Origin of the sequence: Pseudomonas sp. RL_105y_Pfl2_101, assembly GCF_963970585.1 — a bacterium.
Classification (GTDB): Bacteria; Pseudomonadota; Gammaproteobacteria; order Pseudomonadales; family Pseudomonadaceae; genus Aquipseudomonas.
Genome location: NZ_CAXAPG010000047.1, coordinates 1 through 24,322, shown reverse-complemented (window position 1 = coordinate 24,322; position 24,322 = coordinate 1). Strand labels below are relative to the sequence as shown.

22 protein-coding genes, 2 rRNA genes and 2 pseudogenes are annotated in these 24,322 nt (G+C 60.3%); 17 read left to right on the top strand and 9 right to left on the bottom strand.

Going from position 1 to position 24,322, the window contains the following annotated elements; all coding sequences use genetic code 11:
* From rrf (AACY31_RS29115) to pgaD, 8 genes are all read left to right on the top strand, one after another.
* Nucleotides 1-78 (top strand): 5S ribosomal RNA (gene rrf, locus AACY31_RS29115); the annotation flags it as partial.
* A gap of 107 nt (nucleotides 79-185) precedes the next feature.
* Nucleotides 186-301, top strand: a 5S ribosomal RNA gene (gene rrf / locus AACY31_RS26830).
* A 174-nt stretch (nucleotides 302-475) separates the two neighbouring features.
* Nucleotides 476-1,111, top strand: coding sequence for an NADH:ubiquinone oxidoreductase subunit N (locus AACY31_RS26825; protein ID WP_339482917.1), 636 nt, complete (start codon nucleotides 476-478; stop codon nucleotides 1,109-1,111).
* Between the two features lie 158 nt (nucleotides 1,112-1,269).
* Nucleotides 1,270-2,775, top strand: coding sequence for a YdgA family protein (locus AACY31_RS26820; RefSeq protein WP_339482915.1), 1,506 nt, complete (start codon nucleotides 1,270-1,272; stop codon nucleotides 2,773-2,775).
* A gap of 249 nt (nucleotides 2,776-3,024) precedes the next feature.
* A complete protein-coding gene (gene pgaA / locus AACY31_RS26815) occupies nucleotides 3,025-5,505 on the top strand; it encodes a poly-beta-1,6 N-acetyl-D-glucosamine export porin PgaA (RefSeq protein ID WP_339493107.1) in 2,481 nt (826 codons plus the stop codon).
* A 12-nt stretch (nucleotides 5,506-5,517) separates the two neighbouring features.
* Nucleotides 5,518-7,515, top strand: coding sequence for a poly-beta-1,6-N-acetyl-D-glucosamine N-deacetylase PgaB (gene pgaB / locus AACY31_RS26810; RefSeq protein ID WP_339482911.1), 1,998 nt, complete (start codon nucleotides 5,518-5,520; stop codon nucleotides 7,513-7,515).
* A gap of 1 nt (nucleotide 7,516) precedes the next feature.
* Nucleotides 7,517-8,872: a poly-beta-1,6-N-acetyl-D-glucosamine synthase gene (gene pgaC, locus AACY31_RS26805; RefSeq protein WP_339482910.1), complete on the top strand. Its 1,356-nt coding sequence runs from the start codon at nucleotides 7,517-7,519 to the stop codon at nucleotides 8,870-8,872.
* Nucleotides 8,869-9,375, top strand: coding sequence for a poly-beta-1,6-N-acetyl-D-glucosamine biosynthesis protein PgaD (gene pgaD / locus AACY31_RS26800; protein ID WP_339482908.1), 507 nt, complete (start codon nucleotides 8,869-8,871; stop codon nucleotides 9,373-9,375). Before pgaC ends, pgaD begins: the two co-directional genes overlap by 4 nt.
* Nucleotides 9,376-9,430: 55 nt before the next feature.
* Here the strand turns inward: pgaD and AACY31_RS26795 are convergent.
* A pseudogene (locus AACY31_RS26795) lies at nucleotides 9,431-10,961 on the bottom strand (FAD-dependent oxidoreductase).
* Nucleotides 10,962-11,100: 139 nt separating this feature from the next.
* Here AACY31_RS26795 and AACY31_RS26790 point away from each other — a divergent pair.
* The 3 genes from AACY31_RS26790 (at nucleotide 11,101) to AACY31_RS26780 (ending at nucleotide 13,355) form a co-directional block, all read left to right on the top strand.
* Nucleotides 11,101-11,664, top strand: coding sequence for a YbhB/YbcL family Raf kinase inhibitor-like protein (locus tag AACY31_RS26790; RefSeq protein ID WP_339482907.1), 564 nt, complete (start codon nucleotides 11,101-11,103; stop codon nucleotides 11,662-11,664).
* Nucleotides 11,665-11,819: 155 nt separating this feature from the next.
* Nucleotides 11,820-12,002: a hypothetical protein gene (locus AACY31_RS26785; protein WP_339482905.1), complete on the top strand. Its 183-nt coding sequence runs from the start codon at nucleotides 11,820-11,822 to the stop codon at nucleotides 12,000-12,002.
* Nucleotides 12,003-12,041: 39 nt separating this feature from the next.
* Entirely contained in the window at nucleotides 12,042-13,355 is a 1,314-nt protein-coding gene (locus tag AACY31_RS26780; RefSeq protein ID WP_339505407.1) for an MFS transporter, read from the top strand.
* 9 nt (nucleotides 13,356-13,364) lie between these two features.
* On the opposite strand, the pseudogene AACY31_RS26775 reads toward AACY31_RS26780, so the two are convergent.
* The 4 genes and pseudogenes from AACY31_RS26775 to AACY31_RS26760 form a co-directional block, all read right to left on the bottom strand.
* Nucleotides 13,365-13,787 (bottom strand): annotated as a pseudogene (locus AACY31_RS26775) (substrate binding domain-containing protein); the annotation flags it as partial.
* A 96-nt stretch (nucleotides 13,788-13,883) separates the two neighbouring features.
* Complete coding sequence (locus AACY31_RS26770) at nucleotides 13,884-14,537, bottom strand: DUF799 domain-containing protein (protein WP_116643461.1); 654 nt, start codon at nucleotides 14,535-14,537, stop codon at nucleotides 13,884-13,886.
* Complete coding sequence (locus AACY31_RS26765) at nucleotides 14,534-14,890, bottom strand: DUF4810 domain-containing protein (RefSeq protein WP_339482902.1); 357 nt, start codon at nucleotides 14,888-14,890, stop codon at nucleotides 14,534-14,536. Before AACY31_RS26765 ends, AACY31_RS26770 begins: the two co-directional genes overlap by 4 nt.
* 29 nt (nucleotides 14,891-14,919) lie before the next feature.
* On the bottom strand, nucleotides 14,920-15,543 hold the full coding sequence (locus tag AACY31_RS26760; protein WP_162493981.1) for a CsgG/HfaB family protein: 624 nt from the start codon (nucleotides 15,541-15,543) through the stop codon (nucleotides 14,920-14,922).
* Between the two features lie 410 nt (nucleotides 15,544-15,953).
* Between AACY31_RS26760 and AACY31_RS26755 the strand changes: the two genes are divergently transcribed.
* The 5 genes from AACY31_RS26755 to AACY31_RS26735 all read left to right on the top strand — a co-directional run bounded on the left by AACY31_RS26755 (nucleotide 15,954) and on the right by AACY31_RS26735 (nucleotide 20,553).
* Nucleotides 15,954-16,535 carry a hypothetical protein gene (locus AACY31_RS26755; RefSeq protein WP_339505406.1) on the top strand — a complete coding sequence of 194 codons (582 nt, stop codon included), beginning with the start codon at nucleotides 15,954-15,956 and terminating at the stop codon, nucleotides 16,533-16,535.
* 176 nt (nucleotides 16,536-16,711) lie between these two features.
* Nucleotides 16,712-18,385, top strand: coding sequence for a vWA domain-containing protein (locus AACY31_RS26750; protein WP_339493104.1), 1,674 nt, complete (start codon nucleotides 16,712-16,714; stop codon nucleotides 18,383-18,385).
* A 109-nt stretch (nucleotides 18,386-18,494) separates the two neighbouring features.
* Nucleotides 18,495-19,067 carry an RNA polymerase sigma factor gene (locus AACY31_RS26745; protein ID WP_339482898.1) on the top strand — a complete coding sequence of 191 codons (573 nt, stop codon included), beginning with the start codon at nucleotides 18,495-18,497 and terminating at the stop codon, nucleotides 19,065-19,067.
* On the top strand, nucleotides 19,064-19,681 hold the full coding sequence (locus AACY31_RS26740) for a hypothetical protein (RefSeq protein WP_339493103.1): 618 nt from the start codon (nucleotides 19,064-19,066) through the stop codon (nucleotides 19,679-19,681). Before AACY31_RS26745 ends, AACY31_RS26740 begins: the two co-directional genes overlap by 4 nt.
* A gap of 161 nt (nucleotides 19,682-19,842) precedes the next feature.
* The gene (locus AACY31_RS26735; protein ID WP_339493102.1) at nucleotides 19,843-20,553 is read left to right on the top strand and encodes a hypothetical protein; all 711 of its coding nucleotides are present in this window, start codon (nucleotides 19,843-19,845) and stop codon (nucleotides 20,551-20,553) included.
* Between the two features lie 596 nt (nucleotides 20,554-21,149).
* Here AACY31_RS26735 and AACY31_RS26730 read toward each other — a convergent pair.
* The 4 genes from AACY31_RS26730 to tnpA all read right to left on the bottom strand — a co-directional run bounded on the left by AACY31_RS26730 (nucleotide 21,150) and on the right by tnpA (nucleotide 23,963).
* Complete coding sequence (locus tag AACY31_RS26730; RefSeq protein ID WP_339493101.1) at nucleotides 21,150-21,482, bottom strand: hypothetical protein; 333 nt, start codon at nucleotides 21,480-21,482, stop codon at nucleotides 21,150-21,152.
* Between the two features lie 171 nt (nucleotides 21,483-21,653).
* On the bottom strand, nucleotides 21,654-23,243 hold the full coding sequence (gene tnpC, locus AACY31_RS26725) for an IS66 family transposase (RefSeq protein WP_339505405.1): 1,590 nt from the start codon (nucleotides 23,241-23,243) through the stop codon (nucleotides 21,654-21,656).
* Between the two features lie 61 nt (nucleotides 23,244-23,304).
* Nucleotides 23,305-23,640: an IS66 family insertion sequence element accessory protein TnpB gene (gene tnpB, locus AACY31_RS26720; protein WP_265536883.1), complete on the bottom strand. Its 336-nt coding sequence runs from the start codon at nucleotides 23,638-23,640 to the stop codon at nucleotides 23,305-23,307.
* Nucleotides 23,637-23,963: an IS66-like element accessory protein TnpA gene (tnpA, locus tag AACY31_RS26715; RefSeq protein ID WP_265536884.1), complete on the bottom strand. Its 327-nt coding sequence runs from the start codon at nucleotides 23,961-23,963 to the stop codon at nucleotides 23,637-23,639. The genes tnpB and tnpA overlap by 4 nt, the downstream gene beginning before the upstream one ends.
* A gap of 82 nt (nucleotides 23,964-24,045) precedes the next feature.
* On the opposite strand from tnpA, the gene AACY31_RS26710 reads away from it, so the two are divergent.
* A partial coding sequence (locus AACY31_RS26710; RefSeq protein ID WP_339505404.1) for a transposase occupies nucleotides 24,046-24,322 on the top strand: 277 nt, incomplete at its 3' end.

The window sequence follows — 24,322 nt, the reverse complement described above, 5'->3', positions numbered from 1 at the left end:
CCCGAACTCAGCAGTGAAACGATGCATCGCCGATGGTAGTGTGGGGTTTCCCCATGTGAGAGTAGGTCATCGTCAAGATTAAATTCCGAAACCCCTATCTGCTGACGCAGGTAGGGGTTTTGTTTTTAGTAGAAGTCATCGATTTTACCGAAACGTTGCTGTTGAACGGGTCGGTCACAGAATTTCTTGACGACCATAGAGCATTGGAACCACCTGATCCCATCCCGAACTCAGCAGTGAAACGATGCATCGCCGATGGTAGTGTGGGGTTTCCCCATGTGAGAGTAGGTCATCGTCAAGATTGAATTCCCAGAACCCCTGTCTGCATCAGCAGCCAGGGGTTTTGTCGTTTTTGGCCGGTAATCGGATCAAGCCCCTGATGCCCCGGCAAACCCCCGATGCCGTTGCTATGCTGTGATAGTCGGCCTTTGGCGACCAAGGGCCCGCGACGTCACTGGTCATGGGGATTCCAATAATGAAAAGCCCTTATGCTCCCGGCTTCTGGTGCGCCATTGCGGCTTTGTTGCTGCTTTCGGCCACTTATTTTTATGGCGTCATGCTCACTCACCAGATCGACAAAGCGCTGTTGTTCCTCGATAGCGCGGCGGCGTTGATCGGCGTGATATCCATTGCAATCGTGGCCTGGGCATCGCTCCAGGGTCAGCGCATCAAGAAAAAACACCTTGAACAAGGCAAGACGCTGGTGCTGATTTGGGACACCAAGGTTGCGCTGCGACGTGTCGAAACGGTGTTTGACCGTTATTTCTGGGGCAGCTATTGGCAGCCTGGCCGCACGTTTCAGGAAGTCATGGGGGAGCTCACCGGTACCCCGCTGGAAAAGAGCCTGGAAGCCCTGAAAACCCAATGCGCAGCCTTGGACAAGCAAGTTACCCAGGACGGCTGGCATTGGCTCAACAACGCCCGAGAGTTGTGTGACGTAGCTAACGCCATGGCCCGTGAGCGCTATCAGCTGGACTTCTGCGATTCGCGCGCGGACTCATCGGGTGCGGCGGTGATCAATCGCGATTTCGAAGTGCTGGTGTACACCTGGACGGCCCGCCTCAAGACTTTCGACCATCAACTTGACGAGATCGAAGTCCAATATTCGTAGACCTCCTCGCAAGAAAACGTTTTTCCCCCTTTAAACATTGGGCCCGCACGGGTGCCTGATGGTAATCTCCCCACCTCTTTTACGGCGTCGAGCCACACCCTTTGCGGGTCAGGGAAGACGACGACTTTTTTCAACCATGGATATCAATCGGGTCACTCATGAATAAATCAGCAAGCATACTTCTAGGAATCGTTGTGGCTGTCGGTGCTGTCAGCGCGGGCGGCGCCTGGTACACCGGGACCAAACTCGAAGGTGTGTTGACGAATGCTGTTGCCGATAGCAACAAACAGATGCAAACAGCCTTGGCCGGGTCTAATAGCACTGCCACCCTGGAGCTGGTGTCCATGGATCGTGGAACGTTCAGCAGCACCGCACACTACCGCCTCAAGGGCGAGGGCGAGATATTCGGTGGCGAGCCGGTTGAGCTGCTCTTCGTCGATCAGATCGAACACGGCCCACTGCCATTTTCGCGTTTGATAACGCTCAAATGGCTGCCGGTCATGGCCACCAGTCACACCGCCCTTGAGCGCAATCCGCTGACTGACAAGTGGTTCGCCGCCACCAAGGACCAATCGCCGCTCAAAGGTGTGGTCAACCTGGGATACGACCAATCCATCAATGGCACCTACGAGCTGCTGCCCGTGGATACCAAGCTGGATGAGCAATCCCAGCTCACCTTCTCCGGTCTTAAAATCGACCTGTCCGCCAGCGCCCAGGCACAGAAGGTCAAGGCCGACGGCTATATGGACAGCTTCAAGCTGACCACCGTCGCCGAAGACCAGACTCCCGTGCAGGTTGAGCTCAATGGCCTGACATTGGCGAGTAACTTGAGCAAAAGCTCCTACGGTTACTACATGGGTGACAACACCCTGCTGCTGAGCAGCACCAAGGCCACCTTTGGTGAGCCGAAATCGGTGCTGGGCCTGAAGAATTTCGAGATGAAGAACAGCAGCACCGAGAGTGGTACCAGCGCTTCGGGGCGTGCCGATTACAAGATCGGTGAATTGTCGTTCAACGACAAGACCATTGGTTCGGCGCAGATGGCTGTCAGTCTGAAGAACCTGGACATCCCGGCCACCATGTCGCTGATGCAGATTTACCAGACCAAGCTGCAACCTTACGAAAAAGCTGCCGCCGAGGCCGTTGCAGCCGGTGAGCCGGCGCCAGAGCTGAGCCTGACCGAAGCCGAAGAGGCGCAGGTCAAGGCCGATCTGGAGAAACTCCTGGCCGGCGCCCCGCAGGTGGCTTTGGAAAATCTGTCCTTCAACACCGCCAACGGTGAAAGCCGTGCCAGCCTGATCGTTGATCTGGCCAAGCCGCAGTCCATGGACCTGCCACCGGAAGAGTTGGGCCGTCAGTTGCTCGCCCTGCTGGATTTCAACCTCAAGGTTTCCAAGCCGATGCTGGTGGACCTGATGACCGTGCAGGCACAGATGGAAGGCCAGACCGATGCCAAGCTGATCGCCGATCAGGCCACCGCCACCAGCGATATGTTCAGCGCCATGGCCGTCGGTACTCAACTGGCGACCCTCGACGGCAACGATGTCGTCACCAAATTGCACTACGCCAACAACCTGGTCGACTTCAACGGCCAGAAGATGACCGTTGAGCAATTCTCGGCATTTGTGATGAGCAAACTGGGCGGTGGCGTCGCCATCCAGTAAGGCGTTCAAGTCACATCCCAGAACCCGGCCCGTGCATGACGCATGGCCGGGTTTTTTTACGCCCATCGGACAGCTCTGCTGCGCCGAAATCTGTAGCGATTCTGAATAATTGTGGCGTTCCTGAAGATGACCCGCCTGAGAGTGCAAGACTAGGCCCATTAGAGCTTGGCTGGATTCCTTTGATCCGGCTTCCTGTTTGATGGGCAAGGGGGCACTGCGACCCGGCTGGCCATGTAAGGATGCTGACGAATGCCGCGTACTGTGGGTCCTTTTATTCAACGTGGTTTACGACCGTTGTTTCGCGTCGCGCTGTGCAGCCAATTGTGCTGGCCGCTGCTGGCGTTTGCCGATACCGCCTATGACCAGATGGTGTTCGACGCCCGTGCAGGCCATTACACGCCTGCGCTGACCGCGTTGCGCCAAGTGCCGGCTGGCCAGGCCAGCACTGCGCAGATCAGCGACCACCTGCAGATCGCCAGTTGGGCTGGCCTCGACGCCGAGGTGGTGACGGTCTATGAGACCCAGGGCCGCAATCGAGCGCTGCCTGTCCGGGCGCTGACCGCTACGGCTCGCGCCTATCGAAACCTCAAGCGATGGGATTCGGCGGCCGAGCTGTACCGCCAGGCTTTGGTGATCGATCCTCAGAACCCCGACCTGCAACTCGGCCTGGCCTTGACCCAGGCCGATGGCGGCCAGCCCGACGAAGCTGTCGCCCGCGCCAAAGCCATGGTCGCCGCCAAACCGACAGATCCGATGCGTCGACTGGCCCTGGGTTATGCCCTGACCCGCGCCAACAACCCCCACGAAGCGCTGTTCGAATATGACCAGGCCTTCACCCGCGCCGGCAACAGCCCAGAGATTGCCCGCGAATACATCTATGCCCTGCAACGCGCGCGACTGCCCGAGCCGGCGCTGCGCCTGGCGCGTCTGCAGCCGGGCCTGATCGACCGTGGCGTGCTGCGTCGCCTGGAGGGGGACGTAGCCGCCGAACGGGTGCGCCTGGCAGACATGGCTAGTCGCAGTGAACAGGAGCGCTTCGTCATTGCCGACCGCGCCTTGGCCGACTACGACAAGTTGCTCGCTACCTGGACCCCGGTGGCAGAGGCCCATGACGACGTACTCCGTTGGCGCATCGATCGCATGGGGGCTCTCAATGCCCGCGCCCGTCGGGCTGAAGTGATTGCCGAATACCAGAAGCTGATCGCCGAAGGCGTGAGCATTCCCACGTATGCCCTGCGTTGGGTGGCGTCTTCCTACCTGGAACAGCGTGAGCCGGAAATCGCCGTCGATCTGTACCGCCAAGTACTGGCGGCGCCGGATGCTGATCCTGCGGAGCGCTTTGAGGACGGCACCGCGCTCTACTACGCGTTGCTGGAAAGTGAAAAATCCGAAGAGGCCCGCGCATTGGCCGAAGACATGGCGAAAGCCCAGCGTCCGCGTATCGAGCTCAAGGGTCTGCCGATCGGCAACCCCAACGATGAGTGGATGGACGCCCAGCAACTCGCCGCCCAGGCCGGCACGTACGGCGCCGACCTGTCTTCTGCCGAGGCGCGCCTGGAAACGCTGGTCAACCAAGGCCCCGGCAACACCGGCATGCGCCTGGCCCAAGCCGATCTGTTCCAGGCCCGTGACTGGCCGCGCCGTGCGGAAAATCTGCTCAAGGAAGTCGAGACCACGATCCCGCGCAGCCGTGACCTGGAAATCGCCCAGGCCCGCGCAGCCATGGATTTGCAGGAATGGCGGCAGATGGATGCACTGACCGACGACGTGGTCGCCCGCTATCCGGAAAACGCCCATGCCAAACGCCTGCAACGCCAACGCGACGTGCACGACATGGCTGAACTGCGCATCGAGGCCTACACCGGCAAGAGCTATGGCGGTGGTAACGGTGGCGCCGGTGCCGTCACTGGCAGTCGGGACTTTGGAGTCGAGACGCTGCTCTACAGCCCGCCTATTGATGAAGACTGGCGGCTATTCGGCGGTGCCGGCTACGCCACCGGTGATTTCGAGGAAGGCACCGGCCACCACCGCTGGCAGCGTCTGGGTGTGGAGCGTCGCACCCGGGACATGACGTTGGAAGCCGAGGTATCCAATCATTCCTATGGCTCAGGTGACAAGCAGGGCGCGCGCCTGGCCGTGGCCCGGGACATCGACGACCACTGGCAGTACGGCGCTAGCCTGGATTATCTCTCGGCCAATACCCCGTTGCGGGCGCTCAACAGCGGCATTCGCGCTAACGGCGGTAGCGGCTTCGTACGCTGGCGCGCCAATGAAAGTCGCGAGTGGCGACTGGCTGTCAGCCCGTCCCATTTCAGCGATGGCAACAACCGCCTCGAAGCCCAGCTGACCGGTCGTGAAGGCATCTACAGCACACCGCGTGTGCAAGTGGAGCTGGGTCTGGAAGTGGGTGCCAGCCGTAACAGCGGCTCCAACGAAGTGCCTTATTTCAACCCGAAATCGGACTTCAGCGTCATGCCGACCGTGAGCGCCAACCACGTGTTGTACCGCCGCTACGAGACCGCGTGGAGCCAGCAGTTCCAGATCGGTGCTGGCACCTACAGCCAGCGCGACCACAACACCGCGGCCGTGGGATTGCTCAGCTACGGCCAGCGTTTCATCTGGAACGACGTGCTGGAGACAGGCGCCGCGCTGAGTTGGCTCAACCGCCCCTACGACGGCGATCGTGAAAGCGATCTGCGCCTGCTTGTCGACCTCACCTATCGCTTCTAGAAGAGTTTGAAAATGCCTGTCATTTCGCGATTCATCCTTCTGCTGGGGGCTTTGCTGATCAGCGCTTGTGCCCAGCAAGCCCCGGCGTTCACGCCGCCCTCGCAGCGCCCGCTGGCGGCCAATGACGCCCCGTGGCCCAAGAACCATGTGCTCGGCATCGCCTACCACGATGTCGACGACCGGGACCCGGACCAAGCGCTAGTGGCCGTGCGTACCGAACGCCTGATCGAACAGCTGGCGTGGCTGCGGGAAAACAACTACCAGCCGGTCACCGTGGATCAGATCATCACGGCCCGCAATGGCGGCCCGGAACTGCCGCCGCGTGCGGTGCTGCTGAGTTTCGACGACGGCTACTCAAGCTTCTATACCCGCGTCATGCCCATTCTGCGCGCCTATAATTGGCCGGCGATCCTCGCCCCGGTCGGCAGTTGGGTGGACACGCCGCTGAATCAAACGGTGGATTTCGCCGGGGTACCGCGCAAGCGTTCCGAGTTCCTGACCTGGGAGCAGATTCGCGAGGTTTCCAAATCGGGCCTGGTGGAAATCGCCGCCCACACCGATGCCAACCACAAAGGCATCCTCGCCAACCCGCAAGGCAACCAGCAACCCGCCGCGACCACCCGCCGCTATGACCCCGTCACCCGTAGCTATGAGACCGAAGCCGACTTCCAGACCCGCCTACGCAAGGACGTGGTGGCCATTTCCGAGAAAGTTCGCAAGGTCACCGGCTACAGCCCGCGCGTCTGGGTTTGGCCTTACGGTGAAGCCGACGGTACCGCGTTGCAGGTGATTGGCAGCGAGGGCTATCAAATGGCCCTGACCCTGGAGGACGGTCTCGACAGCCTGGGCAACCTGATGAGTGGTCCTCGCTTCCTGGTGGCGTCCGATCCGGATGGCGCCCACTTCGCCGAAAGCGTCGTGTCCGTGCAGACGGTTGGCCCGATGCGCGTGGTGCATGCCGATCTGGATTATGTCTACGATCCGGACCCGGTGCAGCAGGAAGCCAATGTCGGCCAGTTGGTCCAGCGCATTGCCGACCTGGGCGCCAATACAGTGTTCCTGCAAGCCTTCGCCGATCCGAAAGGCGACGGCCTCGTGCATTCGTTGTACTTCCCCAACCGTCACCTGCCGGTACGCGCCGACCTGTTCGATCGGGTGGCATGGCAGTTGCGCACCCGGGCCAACACCAAGGTCTATGCCTGGATGCCGGTGCTCAGTTTCGCCCTGGACGCGAAGCTTTCGCGGGTACAGCGTTGGGATCCGGAAACCGGTAAGACGGGTGTTGCCCCGGACCAGTACGTGCGCTTGTCGCCGTTCGACCCGAACGTGCGCAAGGTCATCGGCGAGATCTACGAAGACCTGGCGCGGATGAGCTCGTTGGAAGGCGTTTTGTACCATGACGACGCGGTGTTCTCCGACTTCGAGGATGCCAGCCCTGCGGCCCTGAAAGTCTATGCCGCCAACGGCCTGCCGACGTCCATCGCCACCCTGCGGGCCGATCCTGCGGCGATGCAACGCTGGACCCGCTTCAAGAGCCGCTATCTCATCGACTTCACCCATGAGCTGACCGCCAAGGTCCGGGCGATTCGTGGCCCGCAGGTTCGCACCGCGCGCAATATCTTTGCCGAACCGATGCTCAATCCTGACAGCGAAGCCTGGTTCGCCCAGAACCTCGACGACTTTCTCGGCGCCTATGATTGGACGGCGCCAATGGCCATGCCGCTGATGGAAAACCAGACCCTCCAGCAATCCGGCCCCTGGCTCGATCGCCTGGTGGACACGGTCAAGGCTCGCCCCGGCGCGCTCAAGCGCACGGTGTTCGAATTGCAGGCCCGGGACTGGCACAGCAAGCCGGTCAGCGACATCGACGGTGAACAATTGGCCGACTGGATGGGGCGCCTCAAGCGCAAAGGCGTGACCAGTTTCGGCTACTACCCGGACAACTTCATCGAAGACCAGCCTGCTGTGAAGGTCGTGCGGCCGGCGCTCTCCAACAAGTGGAATCCTTGACATGCTCGACAGACTGCTCGCTCTGCTGGTGCTGGCGATCGTCCTTGGGGTGCCCCTGGGCCTGATCTTCCTGGTCACCGGGCAATTCCTGATGGACTTCGTGTTCTTTTACCCGCTGTTCATGTCCGGGCTGTGGATCGCCGGCGGCTTGTACTTTTGGCTGCACTGGGAGCGCCACTGGCCGTGGAAGGACGACACCTTGCCACCGCCCCTGGCCGGCGAGCCATTGATCAGCATCCTGATCCCGTGCTTCAACGAAGGCGATAACGTCGCCGACACCATTCACGCGGCGCTGGGCCAGCATTACCCGAACATCGAAGTCATTGCCATCAACGACGGCTCCAAGGACAACACCGCCCAGATGCTCGATCAGCTGGCAGCGCAAGACCCGCGCCTGCGCGTCCTGCACCTGGCAGAAAACCAGGGCAAGGCCGTGGCCCTGCGCATGGGCGCCATCGCGGCGCGCAGCGAATACCTGGTGTGCATCGACGGTGACGCGCTGCTGGCGCCGAACACCTGTGCCTACCTGGTGGCGCCGATGCTGGACAACGCCCGCCTCGGTGCGGTGACCGGTAACCCGCGCATCCGCACCCGTTCGACCCTGGTGGGCCGGGTCCAGGTTGGCGAGTTCTCCTCGATCATTGGCTTGATCAAGCGCACCCAGCGGGTTTTCGGGCGGATTTTCACCGTGTCCGGCGTGATCGTCGCATTCCGGCGCACGGCCCTGCACCGGGTTGGCTATTGGAGCCCGGACATGATCACCGAAGACATCGACATCAGTTGGAAGCTACAACTGGATCACTGGAGCATCTTCTACGAGCCACGCGCCCTGTGCTGGATCCTCATGCCCGAAACCCTGCGCGGCCTGTGGCGGCAACGGCTGCGCTGGGCCCAGGGTGGCGCCGAGGTGTTGTTCAAAAACATCCGTGGCATCTGGCAATACCGCCACCGCTACCTGTGGCCGCTGTTGTTCGAATATTGCCTGTCCACCGGTTGGGCGTTCACGTTCCTGCTGTCGGTGATTTTCTGGGGCGCCGGCAAATTTGTCGAAATGCCCGCTGCCATTGCCGTGGATAACCTGATGCCGCCGGCCTTCACCGGGCTGTTGCTGGCGGTGGTGTGCATGCTGCAATTCGCGGTGAGCATCCTGATCGATCGGCGTTACGAAAAAGGCCTGTGGCACATCATGTTCTGGGTGATCTGGTACCCGTTGGTGTTCTGGTTGATCAGCTTGTTCACCACGCTGGTGAGTTTTCCAAAAGTGTTGTTTGGACAGCATCAGCAGCGTGCACGCTGGGTCAGCCCGGATCGCGGCATCAAACCGTTCGATGATGAAGAAGAGGAAGTGATCCGATGAAAATTATCAGGACCCGGCAACGGCCTTTTCTAGTGCTCATCGACGCGTTTTTCACCGTACTGGCGTGGGTGGGGCTGTTGTACTTGCTGGTCAATGGGCTGTGGCCGCTGTTTGCGAGTCAGGCCGGTCCGCGCCCGGGAGGGGCTCTGTTCGATACCCTGGGGACCTTGCAGATTTATGGTTGGATCGCGTTGGTCAACGCGATGCTGTTGATTACCTGGGCGCGTTACCAACAGCGCAAAAGCCGCAGCTTCGCCCAGCGCCGGTCGCCGGCCCCCGTCGTGAATGACCAGGGCTTGAGCGCCAGTTTCAAGTTGACCGACGAGCGCCTGGACACGCTGCGCCAGCCCGGCTCGAAGACTATTCACAACAACCAGGACGGCGACATCAGCCACGTTGTGCCGCACTTCCATTTGCTCAGCTGCGACATGCAGCCATCGCCCCTGGCGCCACAGGAGCGCCCCCGGGTGACTCACCTGCCGGCCGATCACTCCGTGCATTGACGCAAGCCGTGCCGACGCTTTCGCGAGCAAGCCCGCTCCCACAGGGGATTTGGGGCTAGGACGAAAAATCCCGGATCAGCCGCCAAGCCTCGTCCACCGGCAACGGTTGTTTCATGCGTTGGGCCAACGCCGCCATGGCCCGGCCTTCATCACAGGCCACTGCGGCGGCAACGAGGCCGTCCTTGCCCAGCAGGGCGATAAACGGCGGATGCTCGGGCGTGCCCTTGAATTCCACTTCGTCCCAGTGCTCGGCATGGCCAAGGTAGTCGTAGCGTTTGCCGAAGTGATAGGTCCAGAAAAACGGCACGTCCAGATAGTGTTCGTCGCCGCCGAGCATGTTCGCAGCGGCAATGCGGGCCTGTTGCTGAGCCAGGCGCCAATGCTCGATGCGCTGGGGCTGGCCGTTCAGGGGGAAGGTCGCGATATCACCGACGGCCCATAAGCCATCAGTCACTCGCATGCCCGCGTCAACGGACAGTGACTGGTCCTGTTCCCGTGGCAACCCGGCAAAGGGCTCGGTGGCCGGGCGCACGCCGACGCCGATGATCACCAGGTCCGCAGCAACGCGCTGGCCGTTATCCAGCACCACGGCTTCGACCTTGCCCGCCCCCTCGATCTGCGCCGCTTCGCTGTCGGTGCGGTACACCACACCATTGGCCCGGTGTCGGGCCAGGATGGCCTGGCCGACGCTCTCGCTCAATTGTGCGGCGAACGGCACCGGATGTCGGGCCAGGACCGTAACGTCCAGCTCGCGCTTGCGCAGGGACGAGGCGACCTCCATGGCGATGAAACTGTCGCCGATGATCACCGCCTGTTGCCCTGGCCGGACCGTGTCGAGAATCTGTCGGGCGTGGGCGATCGAACGCAGCACGAAGACTTGCGGCAAATCGATGCCGGGCAGTGCTGGCATCTTGGGTACCCCGCCGGTGGCAATGAGCGCGGCGTCGTAGTCCAGGCGCCGGCCATCGGCGAGTTGGATGCGACGAGCATTGGGGTCCAAATGGGTGATCTCGGCGTGGAGCCTTTCGATGTGTTGCTGGGTGAAATAAGTTTCATCGCGCAGCGGCGCCGTCTCGTTGACCGCCATATCGCCGGCCAACACATACTTGCTCAGCACCGTACGGTCGTAGCCGGCTTCAGCTTCGCGGTCGATCATCAGGATTCGCCCGCCAAAACCCTTCTCGCGCAACGCCGCCGCGCAAGCCGTGCCGGCAGCCCCGGCACCGATGATGACAAACGTGCGCGGGTCATCGGCCGGCGGGACTTTATCGGTTGGCAGCGGTTGATCGTCGACCCAGACGTCACCGTCCCGGACCTCGACGTGATAGCGCGCCAGGCTGTCGAGGGCCGGGTTCGCACAGGGCACCGTCTTCAGCCCGGAACGCGGCTTTGTGCCACGGGCAAATCAGCCTTGCGTGGCACACCGCGCCCTTGGCCAGTGGTGCGCCGGCATGCGGGCATTTGCCCTGGAAGGCGCGCACCTGATCGCCGGAGCGCAACAGCAGGATGGACGTGTCGTCGATTTTGACTTCGAGGCCGCGGTCTTCACGAACATCGGCGAAACGGGCGACTTGATGCAGAGACATGGTCATTCTCCGGCGGACGTTTCCCTTTGGAGTCGCAGGGCCGGAACGAGGTTCAGCATAATTGTCACTGCAACCTTGGCAAAGCTGCGGCTATAGTTTGCAAGCCGCCCATGGCCAGACACGCACGAGGTGCCCCGGTATGATCCGATTGAACTCCCTCTTCTCCCCTTGGTTGGCGGCCGTCGCCCTGGTGCTGTGCGCACAAGGGGCTGCCCAGGCCGAAGAGCGTTTTACCCTCAGCATTCCAGGCGTGTCGGACAACCGTCTCTTCACGGCAGCGGCAGCCAGTGACGCCAACACCTGTGGTGGCAAGAACATTTCTCCGGCCCTGAGCTGGAACGCCGGCCCGCCCGGCACCCTCAGCTACGCCATCGTCATGTTGGACCCGGACGGCCAAAAAGGCCAAGGTGTCGACCACTGGATCCACTACGGCATCAAGGCCACTACGCGGCAGGTTCCGACGGGCGCCGGTACCAAGTCCTCGTTGGAAGGCATGAGCGGTATCAACAGCAAGAACACCCACGGCTACATCGGCCCTTGCCCGCCTGTCGGCGACAGCGCTCACCACTACCTGATCCAGCTTTTCGCCCTGGACCTGCCGCCGGAAGCCCTGCCAGCCGACCTCACACGGGCCCAACTGATGGAGAAAATCAAAGGCCACGTCCTGCGCAACAGCAGCGTAGTGCGCCGCTACCACCGCTGACCCGAACAGCACAAAACCCCTGTGGCGAGGGAACTTGCTCCCGCTGGGCGTGAAGCAGCCCCCTACAATGGCGCTGGCGCCCCGCCACAACATTGGCATCACGCGCCAAAAGCGAGCACTATCGAGCCCCTGTTCACTCATGCCGGAGGATGGCGATGACGCAGAAACCCGACGGCATCGCCCGCCTCTTGAACTGCCCCACCAAGGGCGACGAGATGCGCCGTGCCATCGCCCAGAGTCGCAAAGATTTCCTGCCTGTCGACGAGGCTGAAGACGCCGAACACGCCGAGCCAGGGCTGCTGCCGGTTCAACCGGTGATTAATGATCGCGACGACTGAGCCGTCGTTCTCTCTCAAACGTATTGTTCAAATCTGCCTATGACTGCCACCCCTGTTCTACCCAGTGACCGATTCAGCCGATCCGATTACAAGACCCTGGGCCTGGCTGCCTTGGGAGGCGCACTGGAGATCTACGATTTCATCATCTTCGTCTTCTTCGCCCTGACCCTCAGCCAGTTGTTCTTCCCGCCGGAAATGCCCGATTGGCTGCGCTTGCTGCAAAGCTTCGGGATTTTCGCCACCGGCTACCTGGCCCGGCCCCTGGGCGGCATTCTCATGGCGCACTTTGCCGATCGCCTGGGGCGCAAACGCGTGTTCAGCCTGAGCATCCTGATGATGGCCTTGCCGTGCCTGCTCATCGGCGTGATGCCGACCTACGCGCAAATCGGTTACTTCGCACCGTTGCTGTTGCTGGCGCTGCGTATCCTGCAGGGTGCGGCTGTGGGCGGAGAGGTGCCCAGCGCCTGGGTGTTCGTGGCTGAACATGCGCCGCGGCATCATCGCGGCTATGCCCTGGGTTTCCTCCAGGCCGGCCTGACCTTCGGCTACTTGCTGGGTGCCTTGACCGCAACAGCGGTGGCACGGATCTATACGCCGGAAGAAATTCTCGATTACGCCTGGCGCCTGCCGTTCCTGTTGGGGGGCGTCTTCGGCGTGATCGGCGTCTGGCTGCGTCGTTGGCTGAGTGAAACGCCGATCTTCATGGCCCTGCAAGCCAATCGCGAAGGTGCTGCGGAACTGCCGTTGCGCACGGTCCTGCGCGACCACCGCCAGGCCTTGCTGCCCGCCGCCATCCTGACCTGCGTGCTGACCTCTGCCGTGGTGGTGTTCGTGGTCATCACCCCGACCGTGATGCAGAAAAGCTTCGGCATGACCCCCAGCCACACCTTCGGCCTGAGCAGCCTGGGCATCGTGTTCCTGAACATCGGCTGCGTCCTGGCCGGCCTCATCGTCGACCGCATCGGCGCCTGGCGCACGGTCATGCTCTATAGCCTGTTGTTGCCCGTGGGTATCGCCGTGCTCTACGCCAGCCTGATCAGCGGTGGCGCCTGGCTGGGGCTGGCCTACGCCGTGGCCGGGCTGGGTTGCGGCGTGGTCGGCGCGGTGCCTTCGGTGATGGTCAGCCTGTTCCCGCCGAAGATCCGCGTGTCCGGCATCTCGCTCACCTACAACATCGCCTATGCACTGTGGGCCAGCATGACCCCGTTGATGCTGATTGCACTGGTGCCGTGGAGCCCGTGGGTGTGCGTGGCGTATTGCGGGGTAATGGGGGCGGTGGGCGTGGCTGCGGCGGCGTATTTTCCGGGGCGGCATGGGAAGGCTGCGCAGGCGTCATTGGCCTGTGAGTCCTGATCCGGCTGTTCAAACACGCTCGCGCAAAAAATCCACAAGGGCCCGGGTTCGTGCCGAGCGGCGTCGGTCTTGACTGAGCACGGCGCTGATGGGCAGCGCCAGTGGCTGGTAATCGGCAAGCACGGTGCAGACGGTTCCCTGGCGAACATCGGCCGCGAACAACCACTGCGGCGACAGCGAAACGCCTAGCCCCGACAGCACCATTTCCCGAATCGCCTCGCGGCTGTTGCAGGTGACGTTGCCCTTGATCGTGACACTGTGCTGTCGGCCATCCTGGTCGAACCGCCAGAGGTCGTAATGCTCCAGCAGCGTGAACGCCAAACCGTTATGACGAGGCCGATCAGCTGGTACGAGGGGCGTGCCATGCTGTTGCAGATAGGCGGGGCAGGGGTATACCCGGCGCGGGCTATCGCCGAGGGAAATCGCTACCACCGGCACGAACACCAGAATCGAATCGAGCGAATCCTGAGCACTGAAAAGACAGTACCTGGCCACCCAATGGTGGCCAGGCGGTTGATCGCAGATAAATCAATCCGAACCATATTTTGGCGAACGCGGCCCGTACAGGATCCCAGTGCGCTGACCCGCCGACAGCAGACGCGCACTGGTAATACCGGCAATCGGGTGGCCAGCGTCAGTGGAACTGTTGATGATTTGCTTGACCGCCGCAGTGATCAGCATACCAACCAGCCCGCCACCGCTGTTGTTTCCGCCCTCTTCACTGGAGGCGCGAGCCGAGCCGGTCCACAGGGTGATGCCTGTGCGCAGGTCCACCAGCTTGGCCGAAGCGGTGACCGCCGTTTCACTGGAGATCAGCATGTAGCGGGTGCCGTACTCCGTGATAGTGATGTACAGCGCCGCGTCGGCGCCGAAAATCTCATGCAGTTTGGCCGGAGCCACGCCTTGGATGTCATTTGCCGTCGTCAGGCCATTCTGGCGGAAGGTTTCGTCCACCAGTGCAATCGGTAACACGTAGTAACCGGCTTCGGCCAACGGGTAAGTGACTTGAGACACGAGGCTGTAGGACGCTTGCACCTCAGGTGATTCATTGATCGGCGGCAACACCAGGATCGACTTGGGTCGAGCCTGCTTGAAGGCCGAATAGTCAATGGTCTTGGGGGCGGCACAGCCGCCCAGCAACGCCAGGGCCAGCAGGGCGCCCGTCAGTTTCAAAAGGCTCATTTGACGTCTCCGGTCTTGGCGTTCTTGAGCAGCATGTCCATGTATACGGCAGACTCAGGGAACAGCGCCTTCTCGGTGCGTAACTCTTGCACCATCTGGTCATCCTTGCCCATGCTCAGGTACAGCATGCCCAAGTGGGCGTGGTAACCCGGCGGCGCTTTTCGGCCACTGGCGTTGATCTTTTGCAGGTCCCGCTCCAATGCTTCGACCTGGGCTTCCTTGGGCTCACCCTTGAAATATTCGTAGACTTGCGGCTGATAGCTTTCCCATTGATACAAACCCTGAGGCGCCGTCTGGCACCCGGCGACCGTCGCGACTGTCAGCATCAGCGCCAACTTCACTACCTTATTCATCCGTGTACAACTCCTTGAGTACGGGTTATTCAGTTGCGCGGGTTCCAGGCGCCGGCATTGATGCCATCCACCAGGCGGTTGATCGCTTCGCGCATGGCCAGGTCCAGGACTTTGCCATTGAGGGTGGAGTCGTAGCTGGCGGTGCCGCCGAAACCAATGACTTCACGGTTGGACAGGGCATATTCACCGGCGCCCTGAGTGGAATACACCACTTCGGAAGTGCTGATGTTGACCACGTTCAGGTTGACCTTGGCGTAGGCCACCTGGGTCTTGCCGCGACCGAGAATGCCGAACAACTGGCGGTCGCCGGTCTCTTTGCGACCGAACTCGGTCACATCGCCGGTCACTACGTAGTCAGCGCCCTTGAGCTTCTGAGCTGTACCCTTGATCGCGGCTTCCTGGGATATCTCACTCATGTTGTCGCGGTCCAACACGCTGAAGCGGTTGGTCTGCTGCAGGTGGGTGATCAAGATAGTCTTGGCCTGACCGCCAAGACGATCAACGCCGTCGGAAAAGATCCCGCGCATGTAACTGGAGCGGTTATCGAACTTGCCCACGGCGATCGGTACGCGCTGGCCGGCATAGGCAATACTGGCGCTGGCGACTTTTTCCACCGGCAGTGCCCGGGAGCTCTCCGAGGCACAACCGGCCATGGTTAGCAGCGCTGCGGCGATCAGGCCCGACAGCAGGATGGGAGACGGTAGTTTCACGTGATGCTCCTGAAGTGAAGAGTCAACAAATTGCAGCAGGTATGCGGGAAAGAATGCTGAGGTCGTCCTTGAAGACGTGATAGCACAATGGCGGCGGGATCTTACGAGGTTCGTATCGCTTCTCAAACTGTTTTCGCTTCAGTGAGGTTTGCCGCAACTGACTTGTCCCGGCAACACCCGTTCTTGAAAGCCCGGGTTTTAGCGATGCCACCCTCAAGGCTATAGAGTTCCGCTTCCTGGATATCGCTGGGGGACCGAGCGCATGCCGTAAGGCCAAACAACTTGAGCGCTCATTCAAACTCCGTAAAATGCAGCCGCCATTATGCCGCTACCTCTCAAGGACGAATTCAAACATGCGAGTTTTTACCCTCTTGCTGGCCCTCTGCCTTATGGCAGGTTGCGCTTCGAGGCCCGATTACTACATCTCCCCTGCGCCGGTGGCGATCCCCGAGACCGCTACCTATTGGATCGACACGTTCAACGTTGAAGTCGTCGGTAAAAACGAACGTTTTCTGCCCGACGAAAAAGTCCGTGACCAGCTCCACACCGACCTGATCGTCCGCCTGCTCGACGGCAATCGCTACGCCTCCAGCAAGGAAACCGCTGACTATCTGCTGGACGTCGACGCCGTCTATGCGCGCCGTATTCAAGACACCCAAGGTGGTTTCATGAACAAGATCGTCGCCGACGGTACGTATCTGGCCAGTGTCGATTTCAAGTATCAGGTCAAGGTGAAGAAGGTCGGTGTCGAAGTGCTGCATTTTGCCCAGGCCCGCCAGGGACTGATGCCGGGTGGGACGATCGGGCAACTTGAGGTCTTGAAAGGCATGACAGGAGCTCTGACGAACAGAGGCAATTCCGATGTCGAGGACTATTACACCGGTCATTTGAGCGGATTCATCGCCGATGATTTGCGGGGCATTCCGTCCCGCTAGCAATACCTGCTACAAGGTGTTGGCGATTGCTCCAATCGCCGTCGCGCCCTGGGCACTTTTGGCTGGCCAGGGCTGTCTTTTCAGCGCATTAAAAAAATTTCCTGATCGTTAACCCGAACCCCGTGCGCCCTGCGTCTGACCCTGTGTACGAATCATTCATTCACGAGGTTCAGCCCATGTTCCGTCCACATCCCTTTATGCGTCCTGCTGCCCAGGGCTTCGCCGTGACTTTGCTGGTGGCGTTGGCCGGTTGTGGGTTGTCTTCCCGGGAGGCCGCCAAGCCGTCCGAACCGCTGCCTGTGGCGCCCAGCGTTGTGCCGCAAGGCGAGATCGCCGAAGTACGACAGTCGACGGTCAGGCGCATGCTCATGAAGCCGGCATCGATGCCCGCCCCAAGTGTGGCGAACGATGCAGTTGCCGGGGGGTACCGCGCCGAGCCGCGCGAACAGTACGAAAAGCTGCCGGACAACCCGATTCACAGCGTGGCCGAAACGCCGGTCTCGACCTTCAGCGTGGATGTCGACACCGGCAGCTACGCCAATGTGCGACGGTGGCTCAATCAAGGCAGCCTGCCGCCCGAAGGTGCCGTGCGACTGGAGGAAATGGTCAACTACTTTCCGTATAGCTACGCTCTGCCCACCGACGGTTCGCCCTTTGGCGTGACCACCGAGGTGGCCCCATCGCCGTGGAACCCCCACACTCGCTTGCTGCGCATTGGCATCAAGGCCAGCGATCGCGCCGTGGCGGATCTGGCGCCGGCCAACCTGGTCTTCCTGGTGGACGTTTCCGGTTCCATGGACCGTCGCGAAGGGCTGCCGCTGGTCAAGAGCACGCTGAAACTGCTGGTAGATCAACTGCGCGACCAGGACCGGGTGTCCCTGGTGGTCTATGCCGGTGAGTCCCGGATGGTGCTCAAGCCTACTTCGGGGCGCGACAAGGTGAAGATCCGCAACGCCATCGATCAGTTGAACGCCGGTGGTTCCACGGCGGGAGCCTCGGGTATTGAACTGGCCTACCAGATGGCGCGGGAAAGCTTTATCGACAAGGGCATCAACCGCATTCTGCTGGCCACCGATGGCGACTTCAACGTCGGCATCAGTGACTTCGACAGCCTCAAGCAGATGGCCGTGGACCAGCGTAAAAGCGGCGTCTCCCTGACAACACTGGGTTTCGGTGTGGATAACTACAATGAACACCTGATGGAACAATTGGCTGACGCCGGTGACGGTAACTATGCCTACATCGACAACCTGCTCGAAGCGCGCAAGGTCTTGGTCGACCAGCTCAGTTCCACCTTGGCGGTGGTGGCGCGGGATGTGAAGTTGCAGGTGGAGTTCAATCCCGCCCAAGTCAGCGAATATCGTCTGCTGGGTTATGAGAACCGGGCGCTCAAGCGTGAGGATTTCAACAACGACAAGGTCGATGCGGGTGAGATCGGCGCCGGGCATACGGTGACGGCGTTGTATGAAATTGTCCCGAAAGGCGAGCCGGGCTGGTTGGAGCCGCTGCGCTATGCCAGCACACCCCAGCCGGCGAGTAAGTCAGGAGAATTGGCGATGCTGCGCGTACGCTACAAACCCGCTGAGGGCGGTAGCAGTCGATTGATTGAACATCCGATTGCGGGCGCGCAGGACGAACACAAGGCCAGCGATGACCTGCGTTTCTCGGCCGCCGTGGCCGCCTTCGCCCAGCAGCTCAAGGGGGATGGTCGTTACACTGGGAACATGAGCTTGAAGGACACTGCGCAATTGGCTCGCTCGGCCCGAGGTGACGATCCGTTTGGGCTGCGTGCCGAGTTTGTGCAGTTGGTGGAGCTGGCCAAAAGCCTTGAACCTGCGGCCAAGCGCTGATCCTGGCCACAACGGGGATCAAAATGTGGGAGCGGGCAAGCCCGGCTCCCACAGAGTCCTCTGCAATCGGCAAGACCGTGTTCTACATCGAAAGGAGTTCGTCACCCATATGCCCGCTGTGCTTGATTCTCCCAGCGACGAATCGCTGCTGGCCCGCTACCGCAACGGCGACGGGGCTGCTTTCGAGGCCCTGTACGCCCGCCATCGGCAAGGGCTTTACCGGTTCCTCGTGTCCTTGAGCAACAAGGCCGAACTGGCTGAGGAAGTCTTCCAGGAGACCTGGCTCAGCCTGATTCGCAGTGCCACCGAGCCACAAGGCCGAGCGAGTTTTCGTACCTGGCTGTTCCAGATTGCCCGCAACCGTTTGATCGACCACTGGCGCAAGCACGGCGTCCACAACCCGTTGCACGATAGCTACGACGAGCAGCTTCACGTCCAACCCGACGACACCAGCAGCCCTGAGCAACAGTTGAGCCTGAGTCGCGACCAGGCGCGTCTCGACGCTGCATTGCAGGTCTTGCCCGAAGATCAGCGGGAAGTCTTCCTGCTGCGCCTGCACGGTAACCTGGAGCTGCCACAGATTGCCGCCCTGACCGGCGCCCCACTGGAAACGGTCAAGAGCCGCTTGCGTTACGCCCAGCAGAAATTACATCGACTGCTGGCCGAGGAGGTACCTGCATGATCGACCCCAAACACATCCCGGCCCCTGACGATGAAATGCTGATTGAGCATTTCCGCCAACACGCCAGCGCCGAGCCGCCGGCCTCCCTGGACGCCTTCGTCCTGGCCGCCGCCCGCCGCGAAGCCCCGACGCCCACGCCAAGCCTGTGGCAGCGCTGGCTACAAGCCTGCCAACGGCCGCGCTGGCAAATGGCATTCGCCACGGTCGCCGGCGTGGCGCTGATGATTGGCCTGGTGCTGCGTTCGCCCGTGCCCCACGACGAGCTGGCCGCACCCGCCTCGATGGAGTTTTCCGCCGATCGGCAGGAGCCCGCCGTTGCCGCCGCACCACCGCCGGCCATGCCCGCCCCTGCACCGATCACCCGCATGGCGCCCCAGGGCGAACGGGCCCGAGCCCCGGCAAGCCCGATGCAGTCCTTGGCGGACAAGCCTGCGGCGAAAATGAGCAAATCGGCGCCGGCTGCACTGCCATCGCTGGAGCAGGGCCTGATGGAAATCCTGCGTTTGCGCGAGGCGGGTGAGAGCGAGGCCGCGGATGAGAAACTGCTGGCGCTGCACAAGCGTTTCCCCCAGGAAGACTTGCCGGCGCGGTTGGAGGCGTTGCGAAAGCGTTGAGTGAAACCAACGCATACAAAACTCTCGGTCATAAAGGCCGGGTATTCGAACGTCACTGATTCCAAAAGTTGAAGGGGCACTTGCCAGGCGGACGACACTCGGGAGTCGCGTTACAAATGCAGGCATAGCAGGATCACATGAGCGGAACTATACTCGCCAGCATGAAAAAGCTGATGCTCGAACTCGACGGAACCGACCCTGGCAAGCTCTCTATGGCTCGCTTGACGGATTATCTGTGCGAGCTCGCAGAGCTTTTCGGCTCGCAAGATAATGTTCATTTCGACTCTGTCACCGAAGGTTGCGTTTGCCTGAATACTTGGGTGGAAGACGACAAGTATCCCCACGTCCTGAACAGGGTGCGTGAGGCCGCTCAGGGAGTTGGGCCCAAGCGTGCAAGAAAGGCGTACCTGCAACTCTCTGCATTGATGGAGCAAGATCGAGTGGATGGTGTCTTGCAAGCCGCAGATGCGAACATCCTTCAATTCCCCAAAGCAAAGACCGCTCCCCCTCCCATGGTCGTCATCAAGCAGGGTAGCGTTCAAGGGCGCCTGTATGTCGTTGGTGGAAAAGACGAGACGGTTCCTGTTCGGCTTGAGGGCGCTGGTGGCGAAACTCTTCTTTGTGAAGCCGATACGGTATTGGCTGAACAACTGGGCAAGCTCTTGTTCAAGTATGTTCGCGTTCATGGAAAGGGTGAGTGGGAAAGTCGACCGCATGGCGGCTGGCGGCTGCGAAAAATGTTCATTCAGTCCTACGAGAGGCTTGAAAAAACTTCTTTGCGCAGTGCGGTTACCCAGCTCAAGGAACTGGGTGGTATCACCTGGAGCGAGATGGATGATCCCCATGGAACGATTCAGAACCTAAGGGGATGAGGTGCGCATAGTTCTCGATACCAACGTTCTCGTCCAAGCCTTGGGAAATGCCAAGGACGGTATCGTCTTGGTTGATCGACCACTGAGTGTCTGCCCGAGTCGGTTGGCGATGGAAACCTGGCCTCTTTAGTTATTTGCAACACGGCCCCTGTCGGTTGATGCGCTGCGGCGCTGATACCGCTCAGGGGTTTTTTAATGCCTGAATTGCTTACTTGCAGGCTCCCAAGGTTAGACGCCCACAAAAAAGCCCCAGGTCTTGCGACCTGGGGCTTTTGATTCTGAAGATGGTGCACCAGGCGGGATTCGAACCCACGACCCCTGCCTTCGGAGTCCTAAAAGTCGACGTTTAGAATCAATACGTTAGCGGGGATTAGCTGGAAAATCAAAGGATTGTGATAGCTGGGATTAGCGAGCTTTCGCCCCGGTTAGCGGGGTGAGTGTGGCAAATTTGTGGCATTTGCTCACTATCTGCGGTGGAGAAATCCATCACGCCGCTAGACTTTGCCGCTTTCGCCCCAAAGACGTCGATCGGGTTAGCCACGAAATCGAAGACGACTCAATGCTGGGTGAGCGAGCCTCGTGAAATCGGGCCCGCCCTACGTCGGCTTGACCGAAACTACTTCGACAAACCTGAATTTCTTCCTGGCCGCCCTAGTTGCTTCTTGCTCTGCTAGGAATGTACTCAGCGTATCGGCTTCATGGACCATCTCGTGCGTCTTACCCTCAAATTCGTTGCCCACACGCAGCGTGACTCTCAGCCTCGGCGTAAACGCTTTCGCGACCTTCTTTTTCTCCGCTGCCTTTGCCGGCTCAATGATCACGATATCCGAGAGCGTATCTTGCACAGGTGACGCACTAACCTTTGCAAGGTGCTCGGCACCGCCGAACAGCGCCCGGCGCATCTCTTCTTCCGTCAATTCTGCGCTCATGCCATTTCTCAGAGGGGTTTTATGCATAACCAGTCCGATTCTATCAGTGGCCGGTCTCTATAGTAGCGAGTCTCTGGGTCAGACCTCTGCATTAGCTCTGGCCCCATGGCGACCACTAACGGAGTTTTGGTTTGTTTGTGTGTATGCGTCCGGGCATCACGCCTTGCGTGATTAGACCGGCTGCCACTTATGCGGCAGCAACTGATCGATTTCACTCGCCCGCTGCGTCGGCAGGCGCGTAAGAACATCCTTCAGATACGCGTACGGATCATGGCCATTGAGCCGAGCAGACTGGATCAAACTCATGATCGCCGCCGCCCGTTTGCCGCTGCGCAGTGACCCTGCGAAGAGCCAGTTTTTGCGCCCCAGTGCCCACGGCCGGATCTGGTTCTCGCACCAGTTATTATCAATGGGGACGTCCCCGTCATCGAGGTAGCGCGACAGCGCTGCCCAGCGTTTCAGGCTGTAATCCAGTGCTCTGCTGATAGCCGAACCTTCGGGCACGAGATCGCGCTGGGCGATCATCCAGGCATGTAGCATATCCATCACCGGCACGGCCTTTTCTTGCCGTATTCGGCGCCGTAAATCCGGTTCCAGGTCGCGGACTTCACTCTCGATTTCGTACAGCAATTGTATGTAGCGCAGGGCTTGCTCGGCGAGCGTGCTCTTGTTGGTCGCGTGCAGTTCGAAGAACTTGCGCCGTGCATGGGCCATGCAACCGATCTCGGTCACGCCGAGTTCGAAACTGGCCTTGTAGCCACCAAAATCATCACACACCAGTTTGCCCTTCCAGTCTTGCAGGAAGTTGCGAGCGTGCTCTCCGGCGCGGCTGGGGCTGAAGTCGTAAACCACCGCTGCCAAGTTCGAGAACTGGCTGGTGGCGTAGGCCCAAACATAGGAACGGTGGGTTTTCTTTGTTCCCGGCATGAGCATCTGCACAGGTGTTTCATCGGCGTGAATAACCTTCTGCCCGAGTACCACTTCGCGCAGCGCATCGACCAGCGGCTGCAACTGAACCCCAGTCACGCCAACCCATTGAGCCAAGGTTGAACGTGGAATCGCCAGGCCCGCTCGACCGAAGATCGATTCCTGACGGTAAAGCGGCAAATGGTCAGCAAACTTGGCAATCATGACGTGGGCCAGCAGCCCAGCGGTCGGGATGCCCTTGTCGATGACCTGAGCCGGAACCGGTGCCTGAATGAGGGTTTCGCAGTCATCGCAGACCCATTTGCCACGCACATGGCGTTCAACGGTAAACACGCCGGGCGTGTAGTCCAGCTTCTCGCTGACGTCCTCGCCGATGCGCTTGAGGGCGCAGCCGCATGGGCAGTGGGTGTTGTCCGGTTCGTGATGGATCAGTGTGCGTGGAAACTCAGCCGGTAATGTAGTGCGCTTGGGCTTCTGCTTTTTCTCGGTCGCCGCTGGTACTGTTTGCAAGGCTTGAAGCTCGGCCTCAATCGCGGCGATATCGGTGTCGATCAAGTCATCGAGCAAACTGGCCTGCTCAGGATTCATCTGCTCGCTACGCTTGGCAAACTTCAAACGTTTAAGTTGGGCAATCTCGTGGGTCAGTTTCTCGATCACCGTTTGATCGCGGTTGATCTTCTTGCCCATCGTCTCAACGGTTTTACCCATCGTTTCGACCGTCTTGCCCAGCGTGTCGACCTGGTGGTCAAGCGTCTCGACACGCTGCATCAACTGCGCCGCCAAGGCGCGCAGTTGTTCAGGGGTCAGGTGATCGAGATTAGGTAGCGAAGTCATGGGGCCGATTTTGCCAGAGCAGGCAATTCGCGGCGATAGACCTATAGGCTAATGGCAGCCGTTAAAGCAGTGTGATCGAGCCTCCAGAACCTGCGCGTTGCCATGGCAGACCCAGCACCAATGCCTGAAGTTGCTCGGTATCCAACTCCACTTCAGAGCCTTGGCGAATGCCTGGCCAATGGAACTTGCCTTGGTTCAAACGCCGAGCCGCCAGCCAGATCCCGAAACCGTCATGCACCAGCACTTTCATGCGCGTGGCGCGGCGGTTGGCGAACAGATAAGCACAGTGCGGCTGCGCCGCACCGAACACCGCGATCACTCTGGCCAATGCCGTCTCGGTACCGGCGCGCATGTCCATCGGCTCGGTGGCGAGCCAGATGGAGTCAATGCGGATCACAGAGCAAGCCCTCGGACAAAGCGGGCGCATCCGTCAGGGTCTGAAGTTGGCCACTTCACGGTGATCGACTGCTCTCCCAGTGGCAGCTCAATGATCGCCGACGCTCCAATCTTTTGTTTTGGTTCGACCGGCGTGACTTTCATAGGAATAAAAGCTGGCAGCGCGACGGCTTGCTGGTCACGATAAAGCGGTATCCACCGGCGAACGACATTAGGGTTGATCCCGTGCCTGATCGCGATAGCCGCCACGGAAACACCGGGCTGCTCGCACTCTTGGACGACTTGGGTCTTGAAGGATTTCGGGTAGGACTTACGTTGTCGCATAGCGATCCTGACGTTAAGGGTAATTGCGTCCGCTTAAAATGATCTGACCCCGAAATGTTGGACATCAACATCCAGGGGTGTCATGAAAAAGTACACAGAGCAGGCGAAATTGTCGGTTGTTGAAGATTACTGTTCGGGGAGCGCAGGTCACAGAGAGGTCGCGCATCGTCACGGGGTCAATGCCTCTTCGCTTCGAAAGTGGATTGCGGCATATCAGGCGCTTGGTGCCGCAGGCCTCAAAAGTAAGAGAAAGAAGAACTACAGCCCTGAGTTCAAGCTGAATGTATTGCAGCGTATGCGAGAGGAAGAGCTGTCCTATCGCCAAGTCGCTGCCCTGTTTGATATCCGGAAATCCGACA